An 11,398-nucleotide genomic window follows, 5' to 3' on the forward strand; every position below is an offset into this window, starting at 1 on the left:
TCTCTGACGGGGCAGTCTTTTGTTATTTAAGGAGGTGGAGAATGGAAGTCAGATGGAAACAGAACGATCACGTGGCTATCGCAGTCTCCGGGGGCGTGGACTCCATGGTGCTTCTTGAGCAGGTCAGACTATCAGGTCATTATCAATCGCTGACCATTCTGCATGTGCATCATGGTTTGAGAGAACAGTCTGACGCCGAAGCAGAGATGATCAAAAGGTATGCAGAAAAACATCAGCTCCGATTTCTGATGCGCCAGGTTCCCGCTGATTACTTCAACTCTGAGCGCAGCATTCAGAACGAGGCAAGGGAGCTTCGTTATCGGTTCTTTTCAGAAATGATGAATGAATATAAGCTGGACTGCCTGCTGACTGCTCATCATCAGGGTGACCAGCAGGAAACCGTGCTGTTTCGGCTATTGACCGGTCGCTTTCACAGTCAGCCGTTAGGGATGACTCCCATGACAGTAGACAGGGGTTATCCCGTCTACAAACCGCTGCTGAATGAAACGAAGCATGCACTTTATGTCTATGCAGAAAAACAGGATGTTCCTTATATGGAAGACCAGTCGAACGGTAAAACAGACTATACAAGAAATGCTATCCGTCATGAGCTGCTGCCCGCTATCGACCGGATTGAAGGGTTATCGACCCGCCATCTGATTGAACTCGCAGATTGGCAGAACGAAATGCTTGGATTAGTGGCACATAGAGCAGCGGAAGTCCTTGATAGTATGACTCGTCATCATTCATACAGCCGGTCTGCATTCACTTCTTTGCCTCTACCGGTACAGCGTCAAGTGCTGCTGCAGCTGTCACATTCATCTGAAGGAACCTATCAGCCGCTGTCCCGACATTATAGCGATGAAATAATAAGAGTCATCGCAACAGATAAAACTCAGGCAGTCTATCCACTTTCTGAGCGGCTGCATCTGGAAATCGCCTACGACATGCTTTATATCAGGTATCCCTCAACGGTAACAAGAGAGCTGCTGATTCATTCACCCGGGGAATATGAATTTAATGGTTATTTGATTCAACTAATGGAGCCGATAACTGATATAATCAGAGTAAGAGTTTCTGAACCGGGAGACAGAATCCTTATCAATCAGCAACGTCAGAAAATCAACCGAATAATGCTCGATGCGAAAGTCCCGACCTCATTGCGTAGGAGAATGCCGATTATTACGATCAACGAAGACATCATTGCGGTCGGTGATCTGAAGCGGAACGATCATCCAGCAAACCACTTTATTATCATTAAATTTAAAGGAGAATAAAAACATGCATAACGATATCGGAAGTATTGTATTAACGGAGGAACAAATCAAAGCGGCATGCGAGCGTTTAGGCAAACAGCTGACAGAAGACTATAAGAATACAGTGCCGTTATGTGTCGGCATCTTAAAAGGGTCTGTCTTATTCATGACAGATCTGATCAAGGAGATCGATACACATGTGGAGATTGATTTCATGGATGTTTCAAGCTATCACGGCGGTATGGAATCAACCGGAGAAGTCAAAATCCTGAAAGACTTAAGTACATCTGTTGAAGGACGCGATGTCATCATCATCGAAGATATTCTGGAAACAGGAACAACACTGAATGCTATCGTTGATCTGCTAGGCTACCGTAAAGCGAATTCAATCGAAATCGTGACTTTGCTTGATAAACCTTCAAGACGCAAAGTCGATATTGAAGCAAAATATGTCGGTGAAAAAATTCCGGACGATTTCGTAGTGGGTTATGGTCTTGATTATCAGGAGAAATACAGAAACCTGCCGTATATCGGCTTGCTGAAAGAAGAAGTCTACAGCTAATGAACGAGTTTGACTATTTTTGATTTTTCGAGCTTAATTAGTAGAGAGTTAATATCAAAATATGTTAAAATTTCATCTAGCTTTACAAATGAGTAGGAGGACAATGTGAATGCAAAAAGCCTTGCGTAATGTTCTGATGGTAGCCTTATTTGGTATCGTCATTTTTGGGGTTTTCTCTTGGATTAATGGTAATGGCGCCCTGCCAAAACCTATCACATATACTAAGTTAATGACTGAACTTGAAAAGGGTAATGTGGAAGAACTGACATTACAGCCGGAACAAGGGGTCTATTTAGTAAATGGTAAGTTGAAGGACGCTAAAGAAAATGAATCATTTACTTCAGTCGTACTTTATAACAATGAAGAAGACTTGAAGCGTATTACAGATATCGCAGAATCCAATAAAGGAAAAATGGACTTCAGTATCAAACCGGCAGAAAAAGACAACGTCTTTTTAGGTTTAATGTCGACTTTACTTCCTCTTTTATTGCTTGCTTTCTTCTTTATCTTCTTTTTATCCCAGTCACAAGGCGGTGGCGGCGGTGGCCGTGTGATGAACTTCGGTAAATCAAAAGCCAAACTTTATGATGACAAAAAGAAAAAAGTCCGTTTTACAGATGTTGCAGGTGCGGACGAAGAGAAACAGGAACTGGTTGAGATTGTTGATTTCTTAAAGGACAACCGCAAATTCAAAAAAATGGGTGCACGTATTCCGAAAGGGGTGCTGTTAGTCGGCCCTCCGGGTACAGGTAAAACATTGCTTGCACGTGCAGTTGCCGGTGAAGCGGGCGTGCCGTTCTTCTCTATCAGTGGTTCTGACTTCGTTGAGATGTTCGTCGGTGTCGGTGCGAGCCGTGTGCGTGACCTGTTCGAAAATGCGAAGAAGAATGCACCTTGTATCATCTTCATCGATGAGATTGATGCAGTCGGTCGTCAGCGTGGTGCAGGGGTCGGTGGTGGTCACGACGAACGTGAACAGACACTGAACCAGTTACTCGTTGAGATGGATGGTTTCGGTGAGAACGAAGGCATTATCATGATCGCTGCAACAAACAGACCTGATATCCTTGACCCAGCTCTCTTACGTCCAGGTCGTTTCGACAGACAGATCCAGGTCGGTCGCCCGGATGTCAAAGGCCGTGAAGCGGTCCTTAAAGTCCATGCACGTAACAAGCCGCTTGACGACACAGTCGACATCAAAGCGCTCAGTCAGCGTACACCAGGTTTCTCTGGTGCAGACTTAGAAAACTTACTGAACGAAGCAGCACTTGTTGCGGCACGTCAAGGTAAGGATAAGATTGATATGCGTGATATCGATGAGGCGACAGACCGCGTTATCGCAGGTCCGGCTAAGAAATCGCGTGTGATTTCAGAGAAAGAACGTAATATCGTTGCATGGCACGAAGCAGGCCACACTGTAATCGGTAAAGTGCTTGATGAAGCAGAGATGGTTCATAAAGTGACTATCGTCCCACGTGGTCAGGCGGGTGGCTATGCGATGATGTTACCGAAGCAGGACCGTTACTTCATGACGAAACCTGAATTACTCGATAAGATCGTCGGCTTACTCGGTGGTCGTGTCGCTGAGGAGATCACTTTCGGTGAAGTTTCTACGGGCGCACATAATGACTTCCAGCGTGCGACAGGTATTGCGCGTAAGATGGTCACTGAATACGGTATGAGTGACAAACTCGGACCGCTGCAGTTCGGTACAAGTGAAGGTGAAGTCTTCCTTGGTCGTGATATGGGCCATGAACCGAACTATTCAGATCAGATCGCGTACGAAATCGACCTCGAAGTACAACGAATCATCAAGGAATCTTATGAACGCTGTAAACAGATCTTACTTGAGCACCGTGCTCAGCTTGATCTGATTGCCCGGACATTACTCGTTGAAGAGACACTTGTCGCGAACCAGATTGACAGTCTGTTCCATCAAGGAACCTTACCTGCTGTTAACTACGATGATTCACATCTCTATCATGTTCAGGATAGCCGTGTCAAAGACAATACGACCGATGATCGTGTCATTGTCAAAGAGGCAGACGGTGATGTCACTGAGGGTGACGATAAAGTAGGCTCATCATATGAAGAAGTGAAACGTGAACTTGAATCAGGAGAAGAACCGATGGACGGGGATTCACCTGAACCTAAGATTGATCGTTTAGACAAAGACAAATTTTAATATTGAATCCCTTTCCTCTTCATTGCAAGATGAAAGGGATTTTTTAAGGAGAATGAAAATGACACAGGATTATTTAGTAAGAGCGCTTGCCTTTAATGACGAAGTACGAGCGTTCAGTGTACGTTCAACAGAGACGGTGCAAGTGGCACAGAGCAAGCATTATACATGGCCAACAGCATCAGCTGCACTTGGCCGTTCGATGACAGCAGGTCTCATGATGGGGTCAATGCTGAAAAATGAAGAGAAGCTTACCATTACCATCAACGGTGGCGGCCCAATCGGTCAGATCATTGTGGATGCGAACGGCAAAGGGGAGGTCCGCGGTTATGTGACGAATCCACAGACACATTTCGACTTAAATGAGCATGGCAAACTGGATGTGGCACGTGCAGTCGGTACCGCAGGCTCTCTGAATGTCGTGAAAGATATCGGCATGCGTGACTTCTTTACGGGTTCTACACCTATTGTCTCAGGAGAACTCGGTGAAGACTTCACCTATTACTTCGCAACAAGTGAACAAGTGCCGTCCGCAGTCGGACTTGGTGTCCTCGTCAATCCTGATAACACGATTAAAGCAGCCGGAGGATTTATTATTCAGCTGATGCCGGGTGCATCTGACGAGACTATCAGTGCAATCGAGCAGCACTTAGGTGCCATGGAACCCGTTTCTAAACTGATTGATAAAGGCTTATCGCCCGAACAGGTGCTTGAAGAGGTGCTCGGCGAAGATAATATCCGTATCATTGACCGGATGGATGTTGAGTTCAAATGTAACTGTGGCAAAGAGAAATTCAGCACGGCCATCAAAGGACTGGGTAATGCCGAAATTGATAGTATGATCAAAGAGGACGGCGGTGCCGAAGTCGAATGTCATTTCTGCCGTGAAAAATATCATTTCAGTGTTGAAGAACTTGAAGAATTAAAGGAAGCTTAATCACTTCAAGTCTGCTATAGAAAATGTTACAATTAATCCGATTAAAATACTATGTTTTGGGGTGGATGAAATGAATCAACGCGTCAATAATATTACGGAAGTCATTGGTAACACGCCTCTTGTTAAATTGAATAAGGTGGTACCTGAAGGTGCAGCTGATATCTATGTGAAGCTTGAATACCAGAATCCAGGATCCTCAGTGAAAGACCGTATCGCGCTTGCGATGATTGAAGCAGCAGAAAAAGACGGCATATTAAAGCCGGGCGATACCATTATTGAGCCGACATCGGGTAATACGGGTATCGGCCTGTCGATGGTCGCTGCAGCAAAAGGCTACAAGGCAGTGCTTGTCATGCCGGATACAATGAGTCAGGAACGTCGTACACTCCTTCGGGCGTATGGTGCAGAGCTTGTCCTTACACCAGGCGCTGAAGGGATGAAAGGCGCGATCGCAAAAGCCAACGAGCTGAAGGGTGAAAAAGGTTACTTCATGCCGCAGCAGTTCGAGAATATGGCGAACCCTGAAGTACACAGAAAAACGACGGGACCGGAAATCGTCTCAGCGATGGAAGGGCTGTCAATCGATGCGTTCATCAGTGGTGTGGGCACAGGTGGTACATTGACCGGTGCAGGCAGCATCATCAAAGAAAGCCATCCGCAGGTTGAAATCGTGGCAGTGGAACCGACTGATTCGCCTGTATTAAGTGGCGGCCAGCCTGGTCCGCACAAAATTCAGGGTATCGGAGCTGGTTTTGTGCCGGATACACTGGATACTGATATCTATCAGACAGTGATTCAGGTGGGTAATGAAGAGGCGATGGAAATGAGTCGTCGCGTCGCTCGTGAGGAAGGAATTCTTTGTGGTATCTCATCCGGGGCTGCAATTCATACGGCAGTCAAGAAAGCTGAAGAACTCGGCGCAGGTAAAAACGTGGTCGCGATTCTGCCAAGTAACGGTGAACGCTACTTATCGACCCCTCTTTATGCGGAATATCATTAATTTATAATTTTCGGGCTATCTGATTATGGATAGCCCGTTTATTTGTTATAATTGAAACATTATGGAGGGGTGAGACGATGACTTTAATAATGGGCATACTGAATGTGACGCCCGACTCGTTTTCGGATGGTGGGAAGTACAATAACGTTGAAGCAGCTGTCATGCGTGTCGAAGAAATGATTGAAGAAGGAGCTGATATTGTCGATATAGGCGGTATTTCAACACGGCCGGGCTTTCAGGAAATTTCCGTTGAAGAGGAACTTGACCGCGTTGTAGCAGTAGTCAAAGCTATCCGGGCCTACGATGTTCTTATTTCAGTGGATACTTATCGCAGCGAAGTGGCTGAAGCCGTCCTGAAAGAAGGCGCTGATTTCATTAATGATCAGTGGGCGGGTAAATATGATCCTGCTATTTTTGATGTCGTCGCAAAATATGATGCGGGAATCTTCCTCATGCATAACGCGGATCATGAGATTGAAAGTGATGATATCATGGAGTCCATGATTGATGACCTGCTCATGCAGGCTGATCTGGCGCGAGAAGCCGGAATCAAAGAGGACAATATCTGGCTCGATCCGGGTATCGGTTTTGCCAAATCACGTCAGCAGGAGATCGAGACAATGCGACGTCTTGATGAGTTGTGCAGCGTGGGCTATAAAGTCCTCCTTGCGACAAGCCGTAAGCGCATGGTCAAGGAACTGCTGGATGACGGTCTGCCGGCTGATCAGCGAGACGAAGGGACAGCAGCAACAACAGCCTGGGGGATTATGAAGGGTGTTGATGCAGTACGTGTGCATAATGTAGCCATAAATAAAAAAGTTGCGAAAGTAACGGATAGATTACGAGGCAATTATAATGGATAAAATCATTCTGAATGGTATGAAGTTCTATAGTTATCACGGCGTATTCGCTGAGGAAAATAAACTTGGACAGGTCTTTATTGTTGATGCCATGCTGTTACTCGATCTGACAGAAGCCGGTGCAACGGATGTGCTTGAAACGACGATTAATTACGGCGAAGCCTTCCAGCTTATTGAAAAGGAAATGCAGAAACCATCAAAACTTCTTGAGCACGTAGCAGAGCGCATCACCAAAACTTTATTCGAGCAGTATGACCGTCTCCAGGCAGTGACCATCAAAATAACAAAACCGAATCCACCGATTGCGGGTCATTACGACGGAGTCGGCATTGAAATTCATCGTGTGAGGTAGTATAATGTCTACTATTTACTTAAGTCTTGGCAGCAATATGGGAGACCGGGCGGAGCACCTGAGAAATGCCCTTCATCTACTCAGCGAAACAGTGCAGATCGAAGAAGTATCAGCTGTCTATGAGACAGCGCCTGTCGGTGGTGTTGAACAGGCGGACTTCTATAATATATGCGCTGCGATCACGAGTGAAAGGGCACCAGAAGAAGTGCTGGCGCTCTGTCAGTCAATCGAACAGCGGTTAAACCGGGTTCGTATTGTACACTGGGGACCACGTACCATTGATCTGGATATTCTGATGATTGAGGACCGGATCATTGATACGGAAGATCTGAAAGTGCCGCATCCATATATGACGGAACGAAGCTTTGTCCTGATTCCGCTTGCAGAAATTGCGCCGGACGCTATACATCCCATCAGTAACAAGAAAATTAAAGAACTCGTCCATGTAGATAAAGAAGTAAGGAAAACTAAAGTGAGGCTATAATTATGTGGAAAATTGGCGATATTCAAATTAATAATAAAGTCGTCCTTGCCCCGATGGCAGGGGTCTGTAACGCGGCGTTCCGTCTGACGGTCAAAGAATTCGGTGCCGGACTCGTCTGTGCAGAAATGGTCAGTGACAAAGCGATTTTATTCAACAATGAAAAAACGATGAAGATGTTATACATCGATGAAAATGAAAGACCGCTCTCTTTGCAGATTTTCGGAGGTGAGAAAGAGACGCTTGTTGAAGCGGCTAAATATGTGGATCAAAATACCACAGCCGATATTATCGATATCAATATGGGCTGTCCGGTCTCGAAGATCATCAGATGTGAAGCCGGTGCCCGCTGGTTGCTCGATCCGCCGAAAATCTATGAAATGGTGTCGGCGGTTGTTGACGCAGTGAATAAACCGGTCACAGTGAAAATGCGTATCGGCTGGGACGACGACCATATCTATGCAGTTGAGAATGCGAAGATGATTGAGAAAGCAGGCGCATCTGCCATTGCTGTCCACGGCCGTACACGCGTACAGATGTATGAAGGTCATGCAGACTGGGATGTAATTAGACAAGTAAAAGAAGCGGTTTCTATTCCGGTTATCGGTAATGGAGACGTCACTTCACCGGAACTTGCCAAGAAGATGCTGGATGAAACAGGGGTTGATGCGGTTATGATCGGCCGCGAAGCACTCGGTAATCCCTGGATGATCTATCGTACTGTGCATTATCTTGAAACAGGGGAATTAAAGCCCGAACCTTCAATCTCTGAAAAAATAGATGTGGCAGTGCTTCATTTAGACCGACTCATTCATCTGAAAGGCGAGAAAATCGCTGTGATGGAGATGCGTAAACATGCCTCATGGTACTTAAAAGGGATCAAAGGGAATGGTAAAGCACGTAAACTCATCAATACAGCGGAGACACGCGATGAATTAGTTGATATACTAAGAGCATTCGAACAGCAAATACTAGAAGAAACTAAAGTAGCAGAAGGAGTGTAACAATGACTGAAGAATTAAACGACCAGATGCTGGTCCGCCGTCAGAAAATGCAGGATTTAATGGATCTTGGCATTGATCCATTCGGTCAGAAATTTGAGCGAACAGCAAATGCAGCAAGTCTGACTGAGGAATGGGATCAGTTCTCAAAAGAAGAACTGCATGACAAAGAAGAGGGATCACATGTCTCTATCGCCGGTCGTATCATGACGAAACGTGGTAAAGGTAAGGCGGGCTTCGCGCACGTTAAAGATTTATCAGGCCAGATACAGATCTATGTCCGCAGGGATGCAGTAGGAGACGAACAGTTTGACCTCTGGAATAATGCAGATTTAGGGGATATCGTCGGTATTGAAGGCGTGATGTTTAAAACTAATACAGGCGAGCTATCTGTTAAAGCGAAATCATTCACGATGCTGTCCAAAGCACTTCGTCCTTTACCGGATAAATTCCATGGTTTACAGGATGTTGAGCAACGTTACCGTCAGCGTTACCTGGATTTGATTACAAGCGATGAGTCCACTCAGACATTCATCACACGCAGCCGTATCATCCAGGAAATGCGTAACTACTTAAATAACAAAGGATTCCTTGAAGTGGAAACACCGATGATGCACGCAATTGCAGGCGGAGCAGCAGCTCGGCCGTTCGTGACCCATCATAATGCACTTGATATGACGCTTTACATGCGTATCGCCATTGAACTTCATTTAAAACGCCTGATTGTCGGTGGACTGGAGAAAGTCTACGAAATCGGACGTGTCTTCCGTAACGAAGGCATTTCTACCCGTCACAATCCGGAGTTTACGATGATTGAACTATACGAAGCGTATGCGGACTACAACGATATTATGGATCTGACTGAAGAACTAATCGCTTACTTAGCAGAAAAAGTAACAGGGTCTACAACAGTGACTTATGACGGTGAAGAGATCAACCTCGCACCTAAATGGCGCAGATGGCATATGGTAGACGCCGTTAAAGAATTCACAGGTGTGAACTTCTATGAGGTGAAATCTGATGAGGAAGCACATGCGCTTGCGAAAGAGCATGGTATCGAAGTAAAACCGACTATGAAATATGGGCATATCTTAAATGAATTCTTTGAGCAGAAAGTAGAGGAACAGTTAGTACAGCCGACATTCATCTATGGACATCCGGTCGAAATCTCACCACTTGCTAAGCAGAATCCGGAGGACAAACGTTTCACGGACCGTTTTGAGTTATTCATCGTACGCCGTGAACATGCAAATGCATTCACTGAGCTGAATGATCCGGTCGATCAGCGCCAGCGTTTCGAGGCACAGATGGTGGAAAAAGAAGAAGGTAATGATGAAGCACACGAAATGGATAACGACTTCATCGAAGCACTTGAATACGGCATGCCGCCAACAGGTGGACTTGGCATCGGTATTGACCGTCTGGTAATGCTGTTAACTGATTCAGCCTCTATCCGTGACGTATTATTGTTTCCTTATATGAGACATAAGTAACTTACTGGATACCGCCGGAAAATCGGCGGTATTTTTTTATAGAAAATTGAATGAAAAGTATTGACTTTGTTTGAGATTTTATATAATATTAAAAAGTCGCTTGAGACAGGAAATATAAAAACGTGAAGACAACGTAAATAATGTTAACGCGGTGTAAAATTTACTGTTGAAATATTAATTTCAAGCGAGTATAATTCATTAAGTACTGAATTTTGCCTGGTGACGATGGCAGAGAGGTCACACCTGTTCCCATACCGAACACAGAAGTTAAGCTCTCTAGCGCCGATGGTAGTTGGACTTACGTTCCGCGAGAGTAGGACGTTGCCGGACAGAATTCATCTGGAGGATTAGCTCAGCTGGGAGAGCATCTGCCTTACAAGCAGAGGGTCGGCGGTTCGATCCCGTCATCCTCCACCATTTCTATTATGCCGGAATAGCTCAACTGGTAGAGCAACTGACTTGTAATCAGTAGGTTGAGGGTTCAAGTCCTTTTTCCGGCACCATTTCTTGCGAGCCATTAGCTCAGTTGGTAGAGCATTTGACTTTTAATCAAAGGGTCAGAGGTTCGAATCCTCTATGGCTCATTATTAATAATTTTGCGGAAGTAGTTCAGTGGTAGAATACAACCTTGCCAAGGTTGGGGTCGCGGGTTCGAATCCCGTCTTCCGCTCCATTATTTCTAACACAATGACAACTTATTTATAAGTTGCCGGGGTGGCGGAACTGGCAGACGCACAGGACTTAAAATCCTGCGGTAAGTGATTACCGTACCGGTTCGATTCCGGTCCTCGGCACCATTTAATTATAGATGCGCCCGTAGCTCAATTGGATAGAGCGTTTGACTACGGATCAAAAGGTTAGGGGTTCGACTCCTCTCGGGCGCGCCATTATTATTTTAAAGCTACGGGAAGTAGCTCAGCTTGGTAGAGCACTTGGTTTGGGACCAAGGGGTCGCAGGTTCGAATCCTGTCTTCCCGACTTACTAATATATGGGGGCTTAGCTCAGCTGGGAGAGCGCCTGCTTTGCACGCAGGAGGTCAGCGGTTCGATCCCGCTAGTCTCCACCATTTATTAAAATGAACATTGAAAACTGAATGACAATATGTCAACGTTAATTCCAATAATTTGAGTGAATTTGATTCGCTCAGAAAGAGTGATTGGCTCAACCAATCAGAGAGCTTTATCAAACACTTTTATGGAGAGTTTGATCCTGGCTCAGGATGAACGCTGGCGGCGTGCCTAATACATGCAAGTCGAGCGAACTGACAGGAGTG

10 protein-coding genes, 8 tRNA genes and 2 rRNA genes are annotated in these 11,398 nt (G+C 45.5%); all 20 read left to right on the forward strand.

Features of this window, described 5'->3' with window-relative positions:
- The first annotated feature begins 41 nt into the window (after nucleotides 1-41).
- Entirely contained in the window at nucleotides 42-1,277 is a 1,236-nt protein-coding gene (tilS, locus tag ERX40_RS10705; protein ID WP_133418494.1) for a tRNA lysidine(34) synthetase TilS, read from the forward strand.
- 4 nt (nucleotides 1,278-1,281) lie between these two features.
- Nucleotides 1,282-1,818: a hypoxanthine phosphoribosyltransferase gene (gene hpt / locus ERX40_RS10710; protein WP_133418495.1), complete on the forward strand. Its 537-nt coding sequence runs from the start codon at nucleotides 1,282-1,284 to the stop codon at nucleotides 1,816-1,818.
- A gap of 109 nt (nucleotides 1,819-1,927) precedes the next feature.
- Complete coding sequence (gene ftsH / locus ERX40_RS10715) at nucleotides 1,928-4,003, forward strand: ATP-dependent zinc metalloprotease FtsH (RefSeq protein ID WP_133418496.1); 2,076 nt, start codon at nucleotides 1,928-1,930, stop codon at nucleotides 4,001-4,003.
- Between the two features lie 58 nt (nucleotides 4,004-4,061).
- Nucleotides 4,062-4,937 (forward strand): Hsp33 family molecular chaperone HslO, encoded by an 876-nt coding sequence (gene hslO, locus ERX40_RS10720; protein WP_133418497.1) that lies wholly within the window; start codon nucleotides 4,062-4,064, stop codon nucleotides 4,935-4,937.
- Between the two features lie 70 nt (nucleotides 4,938-5,007).
- Nucleotides 5,008-5,937 carry a cysteine synthase A gene (gene cysK, locus ERX40_RS10725; RefSeq protein ID WP_133418498.1) on the forward strand — a complete coding sequence of 310 codons (930 nt, stop codon included), beginning with the start codon at nucleotides 5,008-5,010 and terminating at the stop codon, nucleotides 5,935-5,937.
- A 77-nt stretch (nucleotides 5,938-6,014) separates the two neighbouring features.
- Complete coding sequence (gene folP / locus ERX40_RS10730) at nucleotides 6,015-6,800, forward strand: dihydropteroate synthase (protein WP_133418499.1); 786 nt, start codon at nucleotides 6,015-6,017, stop codon at nucleotides 6,798-6,800.
- Nucleotides 6,793-7,149 carry a dihydroneopterin aldolase gene (folB, locus tag ERX40_RS10735; protein ID WP_424960731.1) on the forward strand — a complete coding sequence of 119 codons (357 nt, stop codon included), beginning with the start codon at nucleotides 6,793-6,795 and terminating at the stop codon, nucleotides 7,147-7,149. The genes folP and folB overlap by 8 nt, the downstream gene beginning before the upstream one ends.
- Nucleotides 7,150-7,153: 4 nt before the next feature.
- A complete protein-coding gene (gene folK / locus ERX40_RS10740) occupies nucleotides 7,154-7,633 on the forward strand; it encodes a 2-amino-4-hydroxy-6-hydroxymethyldihydropteridine diphosphokinase (RefSeq protein ID WP_133418501.1) in 480 nt (159 codons plus the stop codon).
- A gap of 2 nt (nucleotides 7,634-7,635) precedes the next feature.
- Nucleotides 7,636-8,634 (forward strand): tRNA dihydrouridine synthase DusB, encoded by a 999-nt coding sequence (gene dusB, locus ERX40_RS10745; RefSeq protein ID WP_133418502.1) that lies wholly within the window; start codon nucleotides 7,636-7,638, stop codon nucleotides 8,632-8,634.
- 2 nt (nucleotides 8,635-8,636) lie between these two features.
- Entirely contained in the window at nucleotides 8,637-10,124 is a 1,488-nt protein-coding gene (gene lysS, locus ERX40_RS10750; protein WP_133418503.1) for a lysine--tRNA ligase, read from the forward strand.
- 215 nt (nucleotides 10,125-10,339) lie between these two features.
- Nucleotides 10,340-10,454, forward strand: a 5S ribosomal RNA gene (rrf, locus tag ERX40_RS10755).
- Between the two features lie 11 nt (nucleotides 10,455-10,465).
- Nucleotides 10,466-10,541 (forward strand) — tRNA-Val (locus ERX40_RS10760).
- Nucleotides 10,542-10,551: 10 nt separating this feature from the next.
- Nucleotides 10,552-10,627 (forward strand) — tRNA-Thr (locus tag ERX40_RS10765).
- A gap of 8 nt (nucleotides 10,628-10,635) precedes the next feature.
- Nucleotides 10,636-10,708: transfer RNA gene (locus ERX40_RS10770), tRNA-Lys, on the forward strand.
- A 14-nt stretch (nucleotides 10,709-10,722) separates the two neighbouring features.
- Nucleotides 10,723-10,797 (forward strand) — tRNA-Gly (locus ERX40_RS10775).
- A gap of 35 nt (nucleotides 10,798-10,832) precedes the next feature.
- Nucleotides 10,833-10,921 (forward strand) — tRNA-Leu (locus ERX40_RS10780).
- Between the two features lie 13 nt (nucleotides 10,922-10,934).
- A tRNA-Arg gene (locus tag ERX40_RS10785) sits at nucleotides 10,935-11,011 on the forward strand.
- A gap of 17 nt (nucleotides 11,012-11,028) precedes the next feature.
- Nucleotides 11,029-11,102: transfer RNA gene (locus ERX40_RS10790), tRNA-Pro, on the forward strand.
- Nucleotides 11,103-11,115: 13 nt separating this feature from the next.
- Nucleotides 11,116-11,191 (forward strand) — tRNA-Ala (locus ERX40_RS10795).
- A gap of 125 nt (nucleotides 11,192-11,316) precedes the next feature.
- Nucleotides 11,317-11,398, forward strand: a 16S ribosomal RNA gene (locus ERX40_RS10800); the annotation flags it as partial.

The sequence above is a fragment of the Macrococcus carouselicus genome, assembly GCF_004359515.1.
In the GTDB taxonomy this organism is placed as follows: domain Bacteria; phylum Bacillota; class Bacilli; order Staphylococcales; family Staphylococcaceae; genus Macrococcus; species Macrococcus carouselicus.

Excerpts from the sequence above, each read along its gene's own strand:
- tilS (WP_133418494.1), top strand. The coding sequence starts at position 42 with ATGGAAGTCAGATGGAAACAGAACGATCACGTGGCTATCGCAGTCTCC.
- hpt (WP_133418495.1), top strand. The coding sequence starts at position 1,282 with ATGCATAACGATATCGGAAGTATTGTATTAACGGAGGAACAAATCAAA.
- ftsH (WP_133418496.1), top strand. The coding sequence starts at position 1,928 with ATGCAAAAAGCCTTGCGTAATGTTCTGATGGTAGCCTTATTTGGTATC.
- hslO (WP_133418497.1), top strand. The coding sequence starts at position 4,062 with ATGACACAGGATTATTTAGTAAGAGCGCTTGCCTTTAATGACGAAGTA.
- cysK (WP_133418498.1), top strand. The coding sequence starts at position 5,008 with ATGAATCAACGCGTCAATAATATTACGGAAGTCATTGGTAACACGCCT.
- folP (WP_133418499.1), top strand. The coding sequence starts at position 6,015 with ATGACTTTAATAATGGGCATACTGAATGTGACGCCCGACTCGTTTTCG.
- folB (WP_424960731.1), top strand. The coding sequence starts at position 6,793 with ATGGATAAAATCATTCTGAATGGTATGAAGTTCTATAGTTATCACGGC.
- folK (WP_133418501.1), top strand. The coding sequence starts at position 7,154 with ATGTCTACTATTTACTTAAGTCTTGGCAGCAATATGGGAGACCGGGCG.
- dusB (WP_133418502.1), top strand. The coding sequence starts at position 7,636 with ATGTGGAAAATTGGCGATATTCAAATTAATAATAAAGTCGTCCTTGCC.
- lysS (WP_133418503.1), top strand. The coding sequence starts at position 8,637 with ATGACTGAAGAATTAAACGACCAGATGCTGGTCCGCCGTCAGAAAATG.